Origin of the sequence: Fusobacterium massiliense (assembly GCF_900095705.1) — a bacterium.
Taxonomy (GTDB): Bacteria; Fusobacteriota; Fusobacteriia; order Fusobacteriales; family Fusobacteriaceae; genus Fusobacterium; species Fusobacterium massiliense.
The window spans coordinates 94,158-116,001 of record NZ_LT608324.1; the positions used below are offsets into that span (position 1 = coordinate 94,158).

The following is a 21,844-nucleotide window of genomic DNA, read 5'->3' on the forward strand; positions in this document are numbered from 1 at the left end:
CTATACCCACTCCTCGATTATTATTTCTTGATTTTTTATCTGTGCAAATTTAAATTTACTTTTTTTATCAACTCTGTTTGAATCCAATATTTCTTTTTGAATATTATTTATAGTTTTCATTCCGATAGTCACTTGTATCGGATTGAAAAACATCGCTCCAACAAAAGCTTTTTCATCACCACCTAAGCCTGCATAAACAGTCCCATTTAGGTGCCCTATAACAATAATATTTCCCTTAGCTCTTACAATAGAGGCTGGATTTACATCTCCTATTATTACAACATTACCATCATAATCAATTTTAGCACCTGATCTTAGTGTTCCCTTGTGAAAATATGTATTCCCTTCCTCAACTAAAGATTTTGGAATTTCAAAATTTATATCTTCATCTGAATTTATCTTTTCAGAGAAAACATAGGATATTATTATATCACTATTTCCTGTTATAATTCCAATCAAAGTATTTTCTTCATCATTAGTTAAAGATCTCCCACTAAATTCTATTGCTAATCTACTACTACCTATAAATGCTCTAGCTTCTATTATTTTAGTTTTTAAAATTTCTGAAAGTTCCAAAAAATCTATTTCTGAATCTAAATTAATAATAAGTCTATCTTTTTTCCCTTTTATAACTACCTGACTGCTCATAATTTCTCCTAAAATAAAACTCCTCGACAGCCTTATTAGTTCTACGACATAGGCTCTTCAAACTAATACGGACGTCAGGTCTAATTTTTTATTTAATTTTATACTTTCATATAGAATAAAAAAATGTTATACCTTCAAACGAAAGTATAACATATAATACAAAGTATTTCAATTATTTTATTTTATATTCCCCAATTGTCAACTTTTCTTTTTAAAACTTCTGTTTCAACTTTTAAGTCACAAATTAAATATTCTAGAATTTCTTTTGTTGTTCTTTCTTCATTAACCATTGCTGCAACTTGTCCAGCCATAACACTTCCGTTTTCTACATCTCCTTCAATAACAGCATTTCTTAAACTTCCTCTTCCTAATTCTTCTATTTTCTCCTTAGGAGCTCCATTTTTTTCTAATTCTAACATTTCTTTTGCTAACTTAGTTTCGATTACTCTAACAGGATGTCCTGTGAAATTCCCAGTTGTAACTGTTGATCTATCTTTAGCTTTTAATATAGCATTTTTATAATTTTGATGTATCAAACATTCTTTTGCAGTTAAGAAAATAGTTCCACATTGTACAGCTTCTGCTCCCATAGATAAGGCAGCTAAAAATTGTTTCCCACTAGCAATTCCTCCAGCAGCTATAACTGGAATATTTACTGCATTTACTATTTGAGGTAATAATGCCATAGTTGTTATAGTCCCAACATGACCTCCACTTTCCATTCCTTCAACTATAATAGCATCTGCTCCTATTTTTTCCATTCTTTCTGCAAGTTTAACTGTTGGAATAACTGGTATAACTTTTATATTCGCAGCTTTTAATCTGTCCATAAAAGCTCCTGGATTCCCAGCTCCTGTAGTTATAACTTTAACTCCTTCTTCAATACAAACGTTTATTTGTTCTTCAACATCTGGTCTCATAAGCATAAGATTAACACCAAAAGGATTAGATGTTATTGCTTTAGCTTTTCTTATATTTTCTCTTAATAAATCTGGTTCCATTCCTCCACCAGCAATAATTCCAAGTCCTCCATCTCTCGAAACAGCTCCTGCTAGTTCCCCACCAGATATCCATGCCATTGCACCTTGAAATATTGGATATTTAATTCCTAGAATTTCACAAACTCTATTATTTTTCATCGAAAATTTCCTCCATATTTAATTTCAAATTTTATTTTTATTATTTAATATAAAGATACCCCTAGAGAAAATGCATATACCATACATCTTAGTGCTGCTTCCTTCCAGACCTGACACGGTTCAACGACAATATATCATAAACCCTAAGGGCAACCTATAATATCATCTTTATAAATTTTTGTCAAATTTTTTATATTTAGCAATATTTTAAAACTTTTCTAAAATTTTATCTTTAATCTTGTCTTGCATTTTATTTTTCAATGAAGAATTTTCTCCATTAATAATAGAATCTAATACCTCCATAATATCAGTTTTTATAGCTAATACTCTAGTCTCTGTATCATAGCTGTAACTTACACTTCCTCTATTTAATTCTTCTAATATAGAAACAAGAAGTTCTTTTGTTATATCATCTTCTATTTTCATTGTTTCTACTATTTTTTCAGTATTTAATTTCATATTCTTTAAATTAATACTACCATTTATTGCTAAATAATTCCCATTTGTAGTTAAAAATTGTGTAAGCATAGCTTCTCCTGATTCTAAATTCTCATTACCTAAATCTTGTAAATTAGCTTCCGGTATATTTAAATTAGTTTCAGTGATTTCTTTATCAAAATTTATAAAACCTTTAAACTCTCCGATAGTATCTCCTTTTTCACCGAATAATTTAAATTCAGTATTATTTTTATCTTTAGATAATCTTGTTGAGAAATTTTTAACTTCTCCATTAAAATTAATTCCATAAACATTAGAGCTAACACTTATACTATCAAAAAATAATTCCCATTTATCTTCATCAGCAACTTTTGAATCTTCAATTTTTCTCAATCTTATTTCTTCTAAAATATCTCTATATTTTAAAGATAAATTATATATTTTTTGCTCATAAATTAAATTTAAATACATATTGATATAGCCGTCTAAATCAAATAAAACAAGTTTATTTTTATCTAAGAAGCCCCTTACCACTCCATCTAATTCCTCAACTTTTCCTTCAGGCTTTGTTAAGTCGTTTATATTTAAATTTTTTACAATTTTTTTAGATGACTTTCCTATGCTAGAAATTTCATCTATTACATCAGAAATCTTTAATTTTTTTTCATCGCTCTCTTTTATATTTTTAATACTTTCTTTTATTTTATCAAGTTCTATTTCTTCTTCTATTTTTTTAGTTTTTAAATTTTTCTCTAAAACTTCTTTAACATTTAAATGATTTTTTTCTATTTTATTTAAATATAATTCTTTTAACTCTGTTAAAACTTTTTCTCTTTTAAGTTTTTCTTCAGCTTCTGTAACTCTATTTTGAAATACCTTAGCTTTTTCATCATCATTATATTCATACTTATCATCTTTAAAAAATTTAATTCCATTAACTTCACTGTCATCAAAAGTAACTATTTTTTTATCAAAGTCTATACTATAGTATCCTTTTACTTCAGAAATATAAATAAAGTTTTCATCTTTATGCAAATTACTTGCTATCTCAACATCTTTCAGAATAATATAGCTATCTAGATAATTTAAATCAAGACTTCCTATTTTAACAGGTGCTCGATTAGCTTCTGTCATTTTTCTCTCTAAATATTCTTTCAAGATAAAATCTCTTGCAAAAAATAGTAAGACCAAAATTATAAGTATAAAACCTATTAAAATTCCAAAAATTTTTTTCATCTTCCCTACCCCATATCTAAACATATTTTTTTACTATTAATTTATTTTTATTTTTCTTAGTAAGTCCATTTTCTTCCTCTATTTTAAACTTACCATATTTTTTTATAATGATAACATCTCCTATTTCAATCTTTCTATCTTTTTCTCTTTCAACTTCATAATTTATTTGAACATTTCCTAAATCTATATGTTGAACAGATAAATTTCTTGATAAATTTGTAAGTTCTGCAACTAAACTATCTATTCTAAGTGAAGATAAAGTTATATTTAAAACTTGAAATTCACTCTTTGGAATTTCATTTTCTTCTATTTCTAAAATTTCAACCGGAGAAGAATTTATTTTCGTTAAATTTTCCTCTAAAAATGAAAACATATTTTCCATTATTATTCCATAACACATTTCATCTTTCACCACTAAATCTCCCATTATTTCTCTTTTTATACCTAAAGATAATATGTTTCCCAAATAATGTTTATGTTCTAACTTAATAAATTTTGATTTTTTTATTATTTTAAAATATTTTACTGGAAAATTTAAATACTCTTCTGGAAAATCCTTCGGATAGAATGCTATAACTTTTTTTTCGCTGTCCTCATTCAGACCTTTCAACGAATAATTTATTTTTGCTTTTTGTATTTTATTTATTTCATTCAATGAAAAAAATTCATTACTATAAACCACTGTGTCTATTTTTTCCATAAGTTTTATATAATTTTCTATTTTTTCATTTTTTTCTATCATTAAAAGCTCCAAATTTTTATTTTAGTTTTATATAGTATTTTATAATAATTTTTAAATTTTTTCTACTTTTTTTTAATAAAGTATCTCATCAGTTAAATTTTAATAAATACGAGTTCTTCAAAGAATTATATCTCTCTATCATAATTTTTCCTTTTTTTATTCTATAGGAAAGTATAAATTTAAATGCTTATTAGTCTCTGACGTCCGTATTAGTTGGAAGAGCCTATGTTCATTGAGCTCGTAGAACTCATACGGCTGTCAAGAGACTTTTTTAAAATTTATATTTCTTTACATAAAAAGAAGTTGCTTTAATCTATAAAACAACTTCTTTTATTCATTTTATTTTATTCCACTGTTACTGATTTTGCTAAATTTCTTGGTTTATCTACGTCTAAACCTTTTTCTAAAGATGTATAGTATGCTAAATATTGTAGTACAACTACAGCTAACACAGGACTTAGCAATTCTCCACTATCTTTTATAACAACACTGTCGTCTGCAACTTCAGGAAGCAAACTTCCTTCTTTACAAACTCCTATTATATATGCTCCTCTGGCTTTAACTTCTTTTAAATTTGAAGCTACTTTTTCATCCATTTCTAAATTTGTTGATATTCCCACAACCATAACATTTTTTTCTATAAGTGCTATACTTCCATGTTTTAATTCTCCAGCTGGTAAAGCCTCTGTATGAATGTAGTTAACCTCCTTCATTTTCAAGCTTCCCTCTCTGGCAACCTTTTCATCTATACCTCTACCTAAGTAAAATCCATTTTTTATATCTTTTACTTTTTTAGCAATTTCATGAATTTTATTTTTATCCAATATTAGATCTTTAATATTTTTATTTAATAAAGTTATATCCGAAATATACTTTTGATAACTATTTTCTCCTAATTTTCCTAATTTACTTCCCATATATAGAGCTAATAAGTACATTACTAACACTTGTGAACTATATGCTTTTGTTGAAGCAACTGAAATTTCTGGTCCAGCCAAAGTATAAATCACATTATCTGCTTCTCTTGTTATTGTTGAGCCTAAGACATTTGATATAGCTAAAGTCCTTGCTCCTTTTTCTTTAGCATATTTCATAGACATTAAAGTGTCTATTGTTTCTCCAGATTGACTCACAAATATAGCCAAAGTTTTATTAGTTATAATAGGATCACTGTATCTAAATTCTGATGCAATATCTGTGTATACATCTATCCCCATTATTTTTTTCATAAAGTATTGCCCCTGTAAACCAGCATAATAAGCCGTTCCACAAGCAACTATATATATTCTATCTATATTGTGAAAATTTATTTCTTCTAATTGTTCATCAAAATTTACATTTTTTTCTTTATCTATATAGACATTTAATGTTTTATCTATAATTTCTGGTTGTTCTTCTATTTCTTTTATCATAAAATGGTCATATCCACCTTTAGTAGCTTGTTCAAAATCCCATTCTACTTTTTTAACTTCTCTTTCAATTTTTTCTTCATTTTTATCATAGACCGTTACTTTATTTTTTTCTATTAATGCAACATCTCCGTCTTCAAGATAGATAATATCTCTTGTATATTTTAATATTGCTGAAACATCCGAAGCAATAAAATTTTGTTCTTTCCCAAGTCCGACAATTAAAGGACTATGACTTCTTGAACATATCATTTTATCAGGAAAATCTTTATGAATAATAGCAAATGCATAAGTCCCTCTTATTCTCTTTAAAACTTTCTTAAAAGTAGAATATAAATCTCCATCAAATAATTTTGAATATAATTGAGCTACAACTTCTGTATCTGTGTCTGAACTAAATTTTACTCCTTGATCTTGTAATTCCTTTTTTATTTCAGCATAGTTTTCAATAATTCCATTATGAACAACAGCAACATCTCCGTTTTCACTATAATGAGGATGTGAGTTTCTATCAGTTGGTACTCCATGAGTTGCCCATCTAGTATGTCCTATACCTAAAAAAGATGAATAATTAGTCCCTTTCATATGGTTTTTTAAATTTTCTAATTTACCTTCTTTTTTTTCAATATGAATACCATCTTTAGTTACAAAAGCTATTCCTGCTGAATCATAACCTCTGTATTCCAACTTTTCCAATCCCTCTAATAAAATCTCTACTGCTTTTGAATTGCTTCCTGAATAACCTACTATTCCACACATAAAAAAACCTCCTATAAATTTTTTGCATACAAAAATAGGAGACTGTTACGACTATCTTTTTGTCGGGCAAATTACTTTGCTTTTTTGTAGATAATGGTTGTAACCACCTTTGGAATATCCGCCGAATTTTCGATAATTCCAATCCTCGTCAACTTAAAAATTAAGTTCTGGCGCTATTTTACATGAATCTCCTAGTTTTAATTATATTATATTTTAAGTATTTTAGCAAGTTTTAATAGTTTTTTTAATAATCAAAATTTTCTAATCTTTAAAAAAATTTTTTTATAAATACTATTGACATTTTTTTTATTCTGTGGTATATATTATTTAAAGTTATTAGCAGTCATCTTAAAAGAGTGCTAATACTTGCCCTCTATTTTAAATTTTTATAAAGAAAGAACGGGCTAGAGTAAGTACTCTAGCTCTAAACCTTTCAATTTTTTTAGAGTTAATTTTTTTAATTGAATAAAGTCTCTTGACAGCCGTATAAGTTCACGAGCTTAATAAACATAGGCTCTTTGGACTAATACGGACGTCAAAGATTAATTTTCATTATTTAATTTTAGACTTTCCTATAAAGTAAAAAATAAAAATAAATATAAATATATTGGAGGTTGATATTATGAATCCAAATCAATTTACAGAGAATACAATTTCTGCAATCAATTTAGCAGTAGATATTAGCAAAGGTAATATGCAACAAAGTATTAGACCAGAAGCTCTTGCTTTAGGATTATTAATGCAAAATAATGGACTTATACCAAGAGTAATAGAAAAAATGGGATTAAATTTGCAACACATCATTTCTGAATTAGAAAAAGAAATGGCTAATTATCCAAAAGTTGAAGTGAAAGTTAGCAATGACAATATTTCACTCGACCAAAAAACAAATACTATATTAAATCGTGCAGAAATGGTTATGAAGGAAATGGAAGATAGCTTTTTAAGTGTAGAACATATTTTTAGAGCTATGATTGAAGAAATACCAATTTTTAAAAGATTAGGTATCAGTTTAGAAAAGTATATGGAGGTATTGATGAATATAAGAGGAAATAAAAAAGTAGATAATCAAAATCCAGAAGCAACTTATGAAGTTTTAGAAAAATATGCAAAAGATTTAGTTGAACTTGCTAGAGAAGGTAAGATGGATCCTATTATTGGTAGAGATTCTGAGATAAGAAGAGCTATACAAATAATTTCAAGAAGAACAAAAAATGACCCTATTTTAATAGGAGAACCTGGTGTTGGTAAAACTGCAATAGTTGAAGGACTTGCTCAAAGAATTTTAAATGGAGACGTTCCTGAAAGCTTAAAGAATAAAAAGATATTCTCTCTTGATATGGGAGCTTTAGTTGCAGGTGCTAAATACAAAGGTGAATTTGAAGAAAGAATGAAAGGGGTTTTAAAAGAAGTTGAAGAATCAAATGGAAATATCATTCTTTTCATAGATGAAATTCATACTATAGTTGGAGCTGGTAAGGGAGAAGGTTCTCTTGATGCTGGAAATATGTTAAAGCCTATGCTAGCAAGAGGAGAATTAAGAGTTATTGGTGCAACTACAATAGATGAATACAGAAAATATATTGAAAAAGACCCTGCACTTGAAAGAAGATTCCAAACAATATTAGTAAATGAACCTAATGTTGATGATACTATTTCAATTTTAAGAGGACTTAAAGATAAATTTGAAACTTATCATGGAGTTAGAATTACAGATACTGCAATAGTTGAAGCTGCAACACTTAGCCAAAGATATATAAGTGATAGAAAACTTCCAGACAAAGCTATAGACTTAATAGATGAAGCTGCTGCAATGATAAGAACAGAAATTGACTCTATGCCAGAAGAACTTGATAAGTTGACAAGAAAGGCTCTACAATTAGAAATTGAAATCAAAGCACTTGAAAAAGAAACAGATGAGGCTTCAAAAGAAAGATTAAAAGTTATAGAAAAAGAATTAGCTGAATTAAATGAAGAAAAGAAAGTTTTAACATCTAAATGGGAACTTGAAAAAGAAGATATTTCAAAAATTAAGAATATTAAAAGAGAGATTGAAAATGTTAAACTTGAAATGGAAAAAGCTGAAAGAGAGTATGATTTAACAAAGTTATCTGAATTAAAATATGGTAAACTTGCAAGTCTTGAAAAAGAATTACAAGAACAACAAAATAAGGTTGATAAAGATGGGAAAGAAAATTCTCTATTAAAACAAGAAGTAACAGCAGAAGAAATTGCTGATATAGTTTCAAGATGGACAGGTATTCCTGTATCAAAATTAACTGAAACTAAAAAAGAAAAAATGTTACATCTTGAAGACCATATAAAAGAAAGAGTTAAAGGACAAGATGAAGCTGTTAGGGCTGTTGCTGATACTATGCTTAGATCAGTTGCAGGTTTAAAAGACCCAAATAGACCTATGGGTTCATTTATTTTCTTAGGACCTACTGGTGTTGGTAAAACATATCTTGCAAAAACTTTAGCATATAATTTATTTGATAGTGAAGATAATGTAGTTAGAATAGATATGAGTGAATATATGGATAAGTTCTCAGTTACTAGACTTATAGGTGCACCTCCAGGATATGTTGGATATGAAGAAGGTGGTCAACTTACAGAAGCTATAAGAACTAAACCTTATTCAGTAATACTATTTGATGAAATTGAAAAAGCTCACCCTGATGTATTTAATGTGTTGTTACAAGTTTTAGATGATGGTAGACTTACAGATGGACAAGGAAGAATCGTAGATTTTAAAAACACTTTAATTATAATGACATCTAATATAGGTAGTCCTTTAATACTTGAAGATCCTACTCTTTCTGAAGATACTAGAGAAAAAGTAGCAGATGAATTAAAATCTAGATTTAAACCTGAATTTTTAAATAGAATTGATGAAATAATAACTTTCAAAGCTTTAGATTTAGAAGCTATTAAAGAAATTGTAAAATTAAGTTTAAAAGATTTAGAAAACAAATTAAAATCTAAACATATTACACTAGATTTTTCTGATAAGATGGTTGATTATTTAGCTAACAACGCTTATGACCCTCACTATGGTGCAAGACCTTTAAGAAGATATATTCAAAGAGAGATTGAAACAAGTCTTGCTAAGAAAATTCTTGCAAATGAAGTTCATGAAAAATCTAATGTTTTAATAGATTTAGATAACGATCATATTATCTTTAAAGAAATTCAATAAATTTGTTTTTCATAGCACTCCTTTTATATATGAAGAAAGTGTGAGTTTTATCTACTCACACTTTCTTTAGTTTTATTCAATCATATTTTTTAATTCATTTAAACTTTCCTCAATATTAACTAAATCAATGAAAAATATATTTACTTTAACTCCATCGTTACTTTCAAAATATCTAGTTTCTATCATATCTTTAGTTTTAGGATAAATTAAGTATACTTCTGGGATAATCCCATCTTTTTCATATTTTTTTGCATAGGCATACATTTGATACATATCCCCTGAAGAAATTCCATAATTTTTTATACTCTCAGGTATAAGTCTTTTCCATTTTGTATCTAAGATAACAATTTTATTCTCTTTCCTTAATACTATATCTGGTCTTAAACTAAATATAGGTCTAAAATTATTATTATTTTTTTCATTAAATAAATGATATCCCTTATCTTGAATTGATACTTCCCAATTATCTGACAAAAATTTTCCCCTAACTTGTTGTGCTATATAATTTTCAAAAATTTTTTCCATTGGAAAAAGTATAGCTTTTGATGAAACTTTACCTGAAAAACTTGCAAAGCTTTTATTAAATAGAAAAACTTTAGACCATCTCATTAAATTTGTATAGTCTTTTGTATTCCTATCTATTGAAACTTTAGAGAAATCTTTTTCATAATTAGTTGATGCTTCCACCAATTCAAAAGCTATAAGGAGTTGCCTTATTTCTTTAGAATTTTGAGAACTGCTTGTTAATTTTTGTAGTTTTAATAATGTAGCTTTTACCAATCTATTTTCAGCTCTATCAACTAAAAATTCATCATAAGACATATAGAATTTTTCCTTATGTGCTAAATTCATTTTTATATGTTGACTTACTTGTAACTTTCCTTTATAGAATTTTATATTATCTTCTTTTGTTACATAGGCTGATTTTAAACCATTTTTTACAAGAATTCTAACATCATTTAAATACAAATTAATAAAGATTTCATACAGATTCATTTTACTAATTTTTAAATCGGTATTTTTAAAGTTTTTACCTAAAAAATCTTTCAAACTTTTTAACATCTTTAGAAAAATTGCTTTTGTTTTGTTATTTTCTTCATCATCAGTAAAATCTATCTTTGGTAATATCTCTATTTTATATCCACTCTTAAGTTGAATTAAACCTACATAATTATTAACTTTTACTACTGTTCCAAGATTTCTATCTTTAGTTTTATATACTTTCATAAAGTCCATTACATCTGTTTCTTCTTCTGAACCAACAAATTCTTCTATAAAACTAATTAATTCTTTAAAATCCTTTTCTGGTAGATACTTATTTCCTTCATTCTCATAACCTTTCTTAGAAACAATATTTTGAAATTCTTTTAATTGAATAATTCTATCCATTATTCATCACTTATTTTTTTACTTAAATCTTTTTTTTGTGAAATATTTTTATAAGCCATAATATTTTTAAAGTTATCATAATTTATAGTATATTTTTTCTCTGGAATATCTATATCGACTATATTATCTTCAAAAATATCTTCAGGTATAGAGACTGCTGAAATAAACTGCTCATCTTCATCTTTTGCATTATCTCCTAGAACAATTCTAATTTTTTCATAATCTTCATAGAAATACTCTTGTAACAAAGGAATAACTGATTTCTTAAATATATTTTCTAGTTTATCTATGTTATTATTTTCCTTCAATTCTAAGAATACTGCATGTCCTATTGTATGTTCTCTATCATAAAGATATTTTATTCTCTCGTTGATAACTTTTAACATAGCTCCTATATTTACTTTTGTTCCTTTATCTTCAACAAAAATATCTTCTAGTAAATGATAATCAGGTAACATTTCTTCAAACTTAAATCTTCTTCTTAAAGCTGTATCTATTAAGGCAATAGATCTATCAGCTGTATTCATTGTTCCTATGATATAGACATTGTCAGGAACTGTAAATTCTTCTTTTGAATATGGTAATTTTGTAGAGATACATTCTTCTTTTCCAGCTCTCTTAGTAGTTTCTATTAATGTTATTAATTCTCCAAATATTTTTGAGATATTACCTCTATTGATTTCATCAATAATGAAAACATAGGGATCTTTATTTTCTTTAATGACTATTTTTGATAGTTCTTCTTGGTTCTTTTCTTTAGCTAGTTTAATAATATCTTCTACTTTCATATTTGGTACTCTAGCTACCGTTCTACGATGTAACATTTTTTCTTTATTAATATTTTTTATATTTTCATCAATATTTTTTGCTAGCCATTTAACATTTCTAGTTGTAGTATCTCTTTCTTCTTTATCTAAAGTATAACCTTTATCATCTGTTACAACTGCAATACCATTTATTCTTGTACGTGAACCATCTGTTGTGATAATAATATCCCCTTTTTTTACTTCTTCAACAAAGCCTACTGCTCCAGCATCATCAAAATTCCAATCAATTCTCACATGATTATTATTAAAACACTCTTCTCTTACTTGACCTCTTACTGTAACCTTCCATACTATTGCTTCTAATGGTATATCATTATCATTATCATTGTTAGTTTCTATAATTGCTTTTCTTGCATTATCACAGAATTTTTTAAAAATACCATCTACAACATCATATTTTATATCATTTTCTATTTTTATATTAGTTTTTGATTCTTTATTATTTTCTTTTTCATCCTCTGATTCATCATCTTCATCTGAAACAACAGGTCTTATTCCTTCAATGAATTCTTCATAACCATAAGATTGATGAAAAGTTATAAGCTCTATTCTATTTTTTTTCTTTAATTCATTATATTTTTCCATTATTTCAGAATAATCTGTCAATTCTTTCTCAGATTCAGTTTTACAAATTTCAACTGCTCTTTTTGCTGTTGTATATGTTTTTCCTGTTCCAGGAGGTCCATAAAAAATTACATTTTTATCAAATTCTTTTTTAGAAAATTTTCCCATAATTTTCTCTTCATCTTCCTCATTTAAATTTTTACTGCTTATCAATTCATTTGTTTTTTTTTCCATAACATATTTATAATATGGAATTAACTCTTCTATAGCTTTCTTTATCTCTTTTTCGTAATCTTCATTCCCTTTTGTAGGACTTTGTTCTATATAAATTGAAGGCTGTACTTTAGTTAATTGTTTTGATTCAAGTTCTTTTATTATTGTTGATTTATCTTTATATTTATCTTTATATTTTTTATCTTTTAAATTATCTGGAGTTCCTTCTTCATTACTTCCTGAAGCATAAACTATATTTTCATTCTCAGGAAGATTCAAATATGAATGATATTGCTTCATTATAGAATCATCAGCTTTATCATTTTTTATCTCAAGACATATACGATATCTTACCTTATCTTCATTTTTTTCCACAAAAATCGAGATACTTATAGGACTATCTTTATATTTTTCACATTTCATTTGTAACCATAAATAATTTTTTATTTTAGTATTACTCCCATCTAACCATTTTATTATTTCTGTAGAAAATTTACATGAATCATTTAGCTTTGCTATCTTTTTTAATTCTTTACATATGTTTGAACCTTTTTCTCTCAAATCCTTATATTTTCTTTTTTCGTCTTCTGTTAAACCTTCTTTTTCTGGGTCTTTATACTCTTTTCCAGCATTTTTATTTAAAAATTCCAATATTTCTTTATAATTAATTTCTTCATAATTAATTTTTTTATCATCAGCCATTTTTATTTCCCCCAAAAAATTATTTTTATATAAATATTTGTTAAACTTATAAAATGTTACAAAAAAAGTAATTGTAGACTGTTTTAATTTGTAATATATTTCACTATATACTATCTTATAATCTTATTTTAGAATATAGAATAATATATAATTTATTTTTCTATTCTTTTATATAAGAGTAAATAGTTCTGAATACTTGCCCTGTTGCACCTTTTTGTGTGTAGTAAGGGTTTGAACCACTAGCCCAAGCTGTACCAGCTATATCTAAATGTATCCATTTTTTACCTTCTATAAATTCTTCTAAGAATTTAGCTGCATTTATAGAACCACCATATCTAACACCTGTATTTTGCATATCAGCATAAGAAGATTTTAAATTTCTTTTATATAAATCGAACATAGGCATTTGCCAAAAATATTCATTCCATTTTTCTGAGGAATCTATTAGTTTTCTTGCGATTTTATCATCGTTAGAGAAAACTCCAGTGACATCTTCTCCAAGTCCTATCATAATAGCACCTGTTAAAGTTGCTACATCTATTATTTCATCTACTTTTTCATGTTTAGCTATATATGTTAAAGCATCTGCTAAAGTTAATCTTCCTTCAGCATCTGTATTTGTTACTTCTATTGTTTTTCCATTCATAGCTGTTAGTATATCTCCAGGTCTATAAGCATTAGGTCCTATTGAATTTTCACAAGCTGCTACAACACAAGTAACATTTTTCTTAACTTTCATCTTAGCTAAAGAACACATAGACCCAATAACTGTAGCTGCTCCTCCCATATCGCATCTCATAGTCAACATTCCGTCAGTAGGTTTTAATGAAAGTCCTCCTGTATCATAAGTAAGACCTTTTCCAACCAATCCGTAAGTATACTTTGATTTTGCTTCACCTTTATATCTCATAACAATTACATAAGGTCTGTGATGTGCAGCTCTTGCAACTGAAAGATAAGAATTCATTCCTAATTTTTTTGCTTTCTTTTCATCATAAATTTCAACTTCAAAACCATATTCTCTTCCTAGATCAACAGCTTTATCTGCTAGAGCTTTCGGAGTTAAAACTTCAGCCTGTTCATTTACTAAATCTCTAACTATATTAGATATTTTTGAAAGTTCATATCCTTCAATAAGTTTAGGAACTTTTTTATCTGTTAAATAACTAACTTCTAAAAACTTTTCTTTTTTTTGTGAAAAATATTTATCAAATTTATAGTTTATATGTTCCACAACTTCAGCAACAACATCCATGTTATCTAATTCTTTATCAAGAAAAGCTACAAAGACTTTTCCTGTAATATCTTTTAATCCATCATAAAGGTATTGTCTTATATTTTTATTATTTAATTTATTTTTTTCTCCCAAACCAATAATTCTTAAATCCAATAGTTTTTTATCATTCACTAATGTCATTGAAATTTTTTCAGAACTCTTAGCTGTAAAATTATTTTTTTTAATAATTTCTTCTGCTAACTTTTTACTATTCTTATCTAAAAAATTTGGCAAGTTAATTTTATCAGAAGTACTTATAAGAACATATTTATCATAAGTATCTTCATAAATTTTAGTACACTTAAAACTCATTTTTATCTCTCCTCCTAAAAATACTATATTTTTAGAATATCATTTTATTTCTAATATTTCAACTTTTATTTTTTTTATTTTTCAATTTCCAAAAAAATAATCTGATTTCAAACCACTTATTAAACAATAAAAAACTTTTTATGTATTTTTATAAAAATTAGTATTTTTTTTCTTAAAAATGTGATAGAATAAAATATTACCAAACAATTATATAAGTTTTTTATTAAAAATAAAAGGTGATAGTAATGATAGCTGCTTTTTTTGATATTGATGGGACAATTTATAGAAATGCTCTACTTATTGAACATTTTAAAAAAATGATTAAATATGAACTTTTTGATGATCTAAATTACAAATTGAGAGTAGAAGAAGCCTATACTCGTTGGGACACTAGAAGAGGAGAATACGATACTTATCTACTTGATTTAACTCAACTTTATGTTAAAGCAATAAAAGGTTTACCCATAAAGTACAACGATTTTATTTCTGACCAAGTTTTACTTTTGAAAGGAAATAAAGTTTATTCATACACAAGAGAAATGATTAAGTGGCATAAACTGCAAGGACATAAGGTTTTTTTTATTTCAGGAAGTCCATCTTTTTTAGTTTCTAGAATGGCAGAAAAATTTGAAGCAGATGATTACTGTGGTTCTATTTATGAAATAGATGAAAAAACTAATACTTTCTCTGGAGAAATTACTAAACCTATGTGGGATTCATTCCATAAAAGAGAAGCTATTGAAAATTTTATAAAAAAATATGATATAGATTTGTCTAAAAGTTATGCTTACGGAGATACAAATGGAGACTTTTCTATGTTATCTTTAGTAGGTTTTCCTAGAGCAATTAATCCAAGCAAAGAATTAATAAATCGAATAAAAAATGACGATATTCTTAAAGATAAAACTGATATAATTATTGAAAGAAAAAATGTTATTTATAAATTAAAATCTAATATAGAATTAATAGAATTTTAGAAAAAGGAGATAAAAAATGAAAATAAAGAACGAAGTCAGATATGCTCTACAAATAATTTATTATCTTACTTTACACAGAGATAAGGAAATAATTTCATCAAGCGAGATATCAGAAGAAGAACAAATACCAAGATTATTTTGTCTTAGAATAATTAAAAAATTAGAAAAAGCTGGAGTTGTAAAGATATTTAGAGGTGCTAAAGGAGGATATGTACTAACTAGAGATCCTAAAAGACTTACTTTTAGAGATATCATAGAAATTATTGATGATGATATAGTTTTACAACCTTGTATAGATAGTACTACAATATGCTCAACTAGGGGAAATGATTGTGCAATAAGAATAGCACTTAAAGAAATTCAAGATGCTTTACTTGCTGATTTTGACGAAATCAACTTTTATGATTTAGCTGAAAAAACTCTTTCTCAAACTGAATAAATTTTAATTAGAGAATTTTTTACTGGAATTAACAGTAAATTAAAATTCTCTTTTTTTACTCTATAGGAAAGTATAAACTTAAATGCTTATTAGTCTCTGACGTCCATATTAGTTCGAAGAGCCTGTGTTTATTGAGCTCGCAGAACTCATACGGCTGTCAAGAGACTTTTTTTATCACAAAACAAATAATTTATAAATTAATATTAATTATTTTTTATGTTTTATTTAAATACTTTTTATACTATTGACTTACTAATCAAACAGATATATAATTAAAATATAGGAAATTATAAACTGTAATTAGGAGGATATTATGAAAAAAGTAAATGAGTTTTTAGAAGCGAGAGAAAAATTATCAAAAGTACTTTTAAATACAAACCTTATATTTAGTTCAGTATTTTCACAAGAAACAGGCAATAATGTATATATTAAACCTGAAAACTTACAAAAAACAGGTTCTTTTAAAATAAGGGGAGCATACAACAAAATTTCAAAATTAAATAACGAAGAAAAAAAGAAAGGTGTTATAGCTTCTTCAGCAGGTAATCATGCTCAAGGTGTAGCTTATGCTGCTAAAGAACTAGGAATTAAAGCTACTATAGTTATGCCTAAAACAACACCTTTAATTAAAGTTGAATCTACAAAACAATATGGAGCTGAGGTAATTCTTTATGGTGATGTATATGATGATGCTTATAAAAAAGCTAAAGAATTAGAGAAAGAAAATGGTTATATTTTTATTCATCCTTTTAACGATGAAGATGTATTATTTGGTCAAGGTACTATTGCATTAGAAATATTGGATGAATTACCTCTTACAGATATTATTTTAGTTCCTATTGGTGGTGGAGGTTTAATATCAGGAATAGCATATGCTGCAAAACAAATAAAACCAGATATTAAAATTATAGGAGTTGAACCTGAAGGAGCTGCTTCAGCAAAGAAATCTATTGCAGAAAATAAAGTTATTGAACTAGCAGAAGCTAATACAATTGCTGATGGAACTGCTGTAAAGAAAATAGGAGATATAAATTTTAAATACATAAAAGAGTATGTTGATGATATTATAACTGTATCCGATTATGAATTGATGGAAGCATTCTTATTACTAGTAGAAAAACATAAGATTATTGCAGAAAATTCTGGAATATTATCAGTTGCAGCTTTAAAAAAATTAAATCTAAAGGGTAAAAATATTGTAAGTGTTTTAAGTGGTGGAAATATCGATGTCTTAATGATTTCTTCTATGATAAATAAAGGTCTTATTAGAAGAGATAGAATTTTTAATTTTTCTGTAAACATTTCAGATAAACCTGGTGAATTAGCAAAAGTATCTGAACTAATAGCAAAAGTTGGAGCCAATGTAATCAAATTAGAACATAATCAATTTAAAAATTTAGCAAGATTTAGAGATGTAGAATTACAAGTAACTGTTGAAACCAATGGTTCTGAACATATTAAAAAACTTATTGAACTTTTTGAAAAACACGGATATGAAATTATAAAATTAAAATCAAAAATAATATAAATTTACTAAATAAACTCTACAGATATATGAAATTTACAGACTCAATAAATACAGATATCCCTCAATATTTAATTTATCCTTTTCTATACAAACAAATAAAGTCTATTGACAGCCATGAGTTCTACGAGCTCAATGAACACAGGTTTTTCGAACTACAGTCGTCAGATACTAGTTTTTCTACTTTAATTTTATAGTTTTTAGAAGAATAAAAACCAGCAGAAAATTCTGCTGGTTCTTATATTTTTATTCAGAAGTTTATTATTTAGCAAATAAAGCTTTTACTTCATCTTTTTGGATTAATCCAATTGATTTATCAATAACTTCTCCATTTCTAAAAACTAATAAAGTAGGAACGCTCATAATTTTGAATTGAGCTGCTAATTCTTCTTGTTCATCTATATCTACTTTAACTATTTTTTTATTTGGATCTTCAGTAACAACTTCTTCTAAAACTGGTACTAAACTTTTGCAAGGTCCACACCAATTTGCTCCGAAATCTACTACTACAATTCCTTTTGCTTCTAAAACTTCTTCTTTAAAATTTTCTTTTGTTCCTTTAACTATCATTTTATAACCTCCTAATTATTTATTTCATAAAGATTATAATTTATATACTACAAATTATCAGTGATAATGTCACATTATTCTCCATAATAAACTTTTAAAAGAAGTCTTACATAGTCTTCATCAGATAAAGCATTTGGATTATATGCAGTACAGATATCTTTTTTAATATCTGCTAACATATTAGGAATTTCTCTTTTGTAATCTTCAAAATCTATTCCATAATCTTTTAAACACTTTTCAATATTCAATTTTTCTTTTAAAATTCTTACAAAACTTAATAAAGATGACTTACCTTCTTCAATAGTGTCAGCTGGTAATCCTAATTCTCTCGAAATTTCAAAATACTTTCTGTCTGCATGAGTATTTATTTCAATTATATAAGGCATTAAAATTGCATTTGCTCTACCGTGAGCTAAATGAAATTTTGCACCAACTGTATGAGCTATACTATGATTTATTCCTAATGATGAGTTATCAAAAGCCATTCCTGCTAAGCAAGATGCAAATTGAACATTTTCTCTAGGAGCTAATATTTTTCTATCATTGTAATGAGTTACAAGATTTTCAAATATTAATTTTATTGATTTCATAGCAAGTGAACTAGAAAAAGGATTAGCATTTCTAGAAACATAAGCTTCTAAAGCGTGAGTCAATACGTCCATTCCTGTATCTGCAACAACTTTTGCAGGTAGCCCACTTAAAAATTCTGTATTTAAAAGAGCAATATCAGGTAACATAATATCTGCTGCTAAAGCTATTTTTCTATCCCCTTTTGTAACAACACTATATGAAGTTACTTCTGAACCTGTACCACTTGTTGTTGGAATAGCTATAAAGAATACTCTTTTTTCAACATTTAATTTTTTATATAATTCATATCCAAAATAAAGTATAGCTTTACAAGCATCTATTGGAGAACCTCCCCCTAGTGCAATAATACAATCAGGTTCAAGTTCTACAAAGTCTTTTAATCCATTTTCAACAGTTTCCATACTTGGATTAGGTTCTACTTTACTAAAAATCTTTACTTCAACATTATTTGGTAAATTTTTAGTAACTAATTCTGTAAGTTTTAGCTGAACCATAACATCGTCTGTTACTATCATAATTCTTTTGTAGCCTAAAGTTTTTAAATAGTTTAATGAGTCTTCACCAAACAAAATTTTAGGTTGCAGTCTAAATTCTTTCATTTTTTCCCCCTGCTTTGAGTTAGTTATTATTTGGATCTAGCAATCCAGTTTGAGCATTTCTTTTTTGGATTAATGCTCTACTATCTTTAGCTACATCATCTAATTTCCCTTCTCTTTTCATAAGTAATAATACTTTTGTATCTTTATATTCAGATAACATATTAAAATCTCCTGAACTATCCCCAGCAACTAAAATTGGAGCTTTTCCATTATGTTTAGGTTTTAAGTAAGTTTCAATTATTTGAACTTTTCCTTTAGTTTGAGTTTGAGGATATCCAGATTTATATTCAGCACGGTATTCATCTCCGTTCATTTCCAATCTCATTCCATATACACTACCGTCTTCTAAATTATATCCATAAGTTTTATCAGTAGCAAAAACTTCAACTATATCTTGTAATGAAGCTGAAATTATATAAACTTTTATTCCATTAGCTTTTAATTCTCTAAATAAGTTAGCTGTTTCAGGTTGAGTTCTAAGTCCACTTTTATATGAATGGCTAACTTTTCCAGCTTTTCCTGTTAAAACATCACTTGATTCAAGTGTATATTTTCCCAATTTATTTCCTATTCCAAAATCATTAGCTTCTTTTGCAAGTGCTTTAACTTCACTTACTTTCATTCCTTCAAATAAGTATAATACCCATGGATAAGAAACATCATGAGAAAAACTTCCGCCTATAGCTTCATATAAGAAAGCTAATTTCCCTCTAAAATCTTTAAATTCTTCTGTTGCTTTTATTTGTTCTAAGCTCATTTTTTTATTTTTAATATAATTATTATAAATAAAAGTATAATCTTTATCTAGGTCTGAACCGATTTTCTCTATATTGATTGCTTGACCATTTACATTTTTATAATCATCAGAAAAATTATCTAAAGGAATGTCTTTTCTTATTGCTTTAGAAAATTGTTCTGGAGTCATTTTAAATCTCAAATTATCTATTTGATATCTAAAAAGATTTTCTTGTGTATCTTGATAAATAGACGTGTAATCCCAATCAAATACAGCATAATTTCCTTGGTTTTTACTTTCTGATATAACTTTATCTAACACCACTCTGTTTTGAGGAACCCATCTACCTTCGTCAAGATTTGCCATTGCTCCTACTGATAAAGCTAAAAATAAAGATATTTTTGTTATGTTTTTTAAAAAATTCACTGTGCCTCCTAATAATTAGGAAAATTTTCCGGTCTTAATAATCCAGTAGAACTGTCACTATACTGTAACAATGTTTTACCATTATTAACCAAGTTATCTAATTTTCCTTCTCTTTTCATAAGTAATATTTTTTGTGTTTCTTTATATTCAGTTAGCATATTTTCATCACCCTCAGCATCTCCAGCAACTAATATAGGAGCTTTTCCATCATATCTATCTCTTATATACTTATTTATTGCTGTAACTTTTCCAACTCTCTGAGTTAAAGGGTAATTTTCTTCGTATTCATCTATTATTTTATTGCTTTTTCCTGAATTTTTTACTCTCATAGCATGTATATTTTTTATATCTAAATTATAACCATATGATGAGTCTGTAGCAAAAACTTCTATTACTTCTTGCATTGAAGCTGAGACTATGTGAACTTCTATTTCATTTCTTCTTAGCTCACAAAATAAATCTGCAATTTCTGGCCTTATTCTAAGTCCATTTTCATATTCAGTCCTAATTTTTCCACTTTCCCCTGTTAATATATCACTTGACTCAATATATAACTTTCCAAGTTTATCTCCAAGGGCATAGTCATTAGAATTTTTTGTTATAATTTTTAATTCTTCTTGACTAAAACCTGTAAAAAGGAAAAATTCCCATAAACAAGTTGCTTTATTTGAAAAACTATCAGCCACAGCATTATGTAAAAAGTGCATTTTTGCTACAAAATCTTTATATTCTTCTGTAAGTATTATTTCTTGAAAATTTCTCTTTTCTTTTAGAATATAATTTTCATATAAAAAGTCATATCTAGCTCTTAAATCTTTTGCAAGTCTTTCTATATTTAAAATTTCACCGTTTAAATTTTTATACACCATAGAAAATTTTTCAATAGGAATATCTTTTCTTATTAACCTTTCAAATTCCGATGGTTCAATTTTGTACAGTAATTTTTTTGTTTGGTAGTTAAATAAATTTTTTTGAGTATCTCCCTGTATAGAAGTATTATCCCAATCAAATACAACATAATTGCCTTGATTTTTATTTTCTTCTATTAGTTTAATTAACTCTTCTCTATTTTTTTTATTCCATCTACCTTCTGAAAGCCTTACTTCTGATTTTTTTAGACTCATATAT

The 21,844-nt window shown here is 26.8% G+C and carries 16 protein-coding genes and 1 other RNA gene; 4 read left to right on the forward strand and 13 right to left on the reverse strand.

Annotation, left to right across the window (positions count from 1 at the left end; genetic code table 11):
- The 6 genes from BQ2505_RS00450 to glmS form a co-directional block, all read right to left on the reverse strand.
- On the reverse strand, positions 1–648 hold the full coding sequence (locus tag BQ2505_RS00450) for a septum site-determining protein MinC (protein WP_074015871.1): 648 nt from the start codon (positions 646–648) through the stop codon (positions 1–3).
- A 182-nt stretch (positions 649–830) separates the two neighbouring features.
- Positions 831–1,787 (reverse strand): nitronate monooxygenase, encoded by a 957-nt coding sequence (locus BQ2505_RS00455; RefSeq protein ID WP_074015872.1) that lies wholly within the window; start codon positions 1,785–1,787, stop codon positions 831–833.
- Between the two features lie 56 nt (positions 1,788–1,843).
- Positions 1,844–1,936, reverse strand: an RNA gene (ffs, locus tag BQ2505_RS00460) — signal recognition particle sRNA small type.
- 58 nt (positions 1,937–1,994) lie between these two features.
- Positions 1,995–3,461, reverse strand: a complete 1,467-nt coding sequence (locus BQ2505_RS00465) for a hypothetical protein (protein WP_074015873.1) — start codon at positions 3,459–3,461, stop codon at positions 1,995–1,997.
- 16 nt (positions 3,462–3,477) lie between these two features.
- On the reverse strand, positions 3,478–4,203 hold the full coding sequence (locus BQ2505_RS00470) for a YlmH/Sll1252 family protein (RefSeq protein ID WP_074015874.1): 726 nt from the start codon (positions 4,201–4,203) through the stop codon (positions 3,478–3,480).
- A gap of 344 nt (positions 4,204–4,547) precedes the next feature.
- Positions 4,548–6,371 carry a glutamine--fructose-6-phosphate transaminase (isomerizing) gene (glmS, locus tag BQ2505_RS00475; protein ID WP_074015875.1) on the reverse strand — a complete coding sequence of 608 codons (1,824 nt, stop codon included), beginning with the start codon at positions 6,369–6,371 and terminating at the stop codon, positions 4,548–4,550.
- Positions 6,372–6,993: 622 nt separating this feature from the next.
- Between glmS and clpB the strand changes: the two genes are divergently transcribed.
- A complete protein-coding gene (clpB, locus tag BQ2505_RS00480; RefSeq protein WP_074015876.1) occupies positions 6,994–9,570 on the forward strand; it encodes an ATP-dependent chaperone ClpB in 2,577 nt (858 codons plus the stop codon).
- A 72-nt stretch (positions 9,571–9,642) separates the two neighbouring features.
- On the opposite strand, the gene BQ2505_RS00485 is transcribed toward clpB, so the two are convergent.
- From BQ2505_RS00485 to BQ2505_RS00495, 3 genes are all read right to left on the reverse strand, one after another.
- Positions 9,643–10,959, reverse strand: coding sequence for an McrC family protein (locus tag BQ2505_RS00485; RefSeq protein ID WP_074015877.1), 1,317 nt, complete (start codon positions 10,957–10,959; stop codon positions 9,643–9,645).
- Positions 10,959–13,265: an McrB family protein gene (locus BQ2505_RS00490; RefSeq protein ID WP_143403510.1), complete on the reverse strand. Its 2,307-nt coding sequence runs from the start codon at positions 13,263–13,265 to the stop codon at positions 10,959–10,961. The genes BQ2505_RS00485 and BQ2505_RS00490 overlap by 1 nt, the downstream gene beginning before the upstream one ends.
- A gap of 160 nt (positions 13,266–13,425) precedes the next feature.
- Complete coding sequence (locus tag BQ2505_RS00495) at positions 13,426–14,853, reverse strand: leucyl aminopeptidase (RefSeq protein ID WP_074015878.1); 1,428 nt, start codon at positions 14,851–14,853, stop codon at positions 13,426–13,428.
- A 245-nt stretch (positions 14,854–15,098) separates the two neighbouring features.
- Between BQ2505_RS00495 and BQ2505_RS00500 the strand changes: the two genes are divergently transcribed.
- From BQ2505_RS00500 to ilvA, 3 genes are all read left to right on the forward strand, one after another.
- Complete coding sequence (locus BQ2505_RS00500; protein ID WP_074015879.1) at positions 15,099–15,830, forward strand: HAD family hydrolase; 732 nt, start codon at positions 15,099–15,101, stop codon at positions 15,828–15,830.
- 16 nt (positions 15,831–15,846) lie between these two features.
- The gene (locus BQ2505_RS00505; protein ID WP_074015880.1) at positions 15,847–16,269 is read left to right on the forward strand and encodes an RrF2 family transcriptional regulator; all 423 of its coding nucleotides are present in this window, start codon (positions 15,847–15,849) and stop codon (positions 16,267–16,269) included.
- A 313-nt stretch (positions 16,270–16,582) separates the two neighbouring features.
- Positions 16,583–17,797, forward strand: coding sequence for a threonine ammonia-lyase (ilvA, locus tag BQ2505_RS00510; RefSeq protein ID WP_074015881.1), 1,215 nt, complete (start codon positions 16,583–16,585; stop codon positions 17,795–17,797).
- Between the two features lie 258 nt (positions 17,798–18,055).
- Here ilvA and trxA read toward each other — a convergent pair whose 3' ends face one another.
- The 4 genes from trxA to BQ2505_RS00530 all read right to left on the reverse strand — a co-directional run bounded on the left by trxA (position 18,056) and on the right by BQ2505_RS00530 (position 21,840).
- The gene (gene trxA / locus BQ2505_RS00515; protein ID WP_074015882.1) at positions 18,056–18,364 is read right to left on the reverse strand and encodes a thioredoxin; all 309 of its coding nucleotides are present in this window, start codon (positions 18,362–18,364) and stop codon (positions 18,056–18,058) included.
- Positions 18,365–18,438: 74 nt separating this feature from the next.
- Positions 18,439–19,554: a 1-propanol dehydrogenase PduQ gene (locus BQ2505_RS00520; RefSeq protein ID WP_074015883.1), complete on the reverse strand. Its 1,116-nt coding sequence runs from the start codon at positions 19,552–19,554 to the stop codon at positions 18,439–18,441.
- Positions 19,555–19,573: 19 nt separating this feature from the next.
- Positions 19,574–20,656, reverse strand: coding sequence for a haloacid dehalogenase-like hydrolase (locus BQ2505_RS00525; protein WP_074015988.1), 1,083 nt, complete (start codon positions 20,654–20,656; stop codon positions 19,574–19,576).
- 68 nt (positions 20,657–20,724) lie between these two features.
- Entirely contained in the window at positions 20,725–21,840 is a 1,116-nt protein-coding gene (locus tag BQ2505_RS00530; RefSeq protein ID WP_074015884.1) for an HAD family hydrolase, read from the reverse strand.
- Positions 21,841–21,844 lie beyond the last annotated feature (4 nt).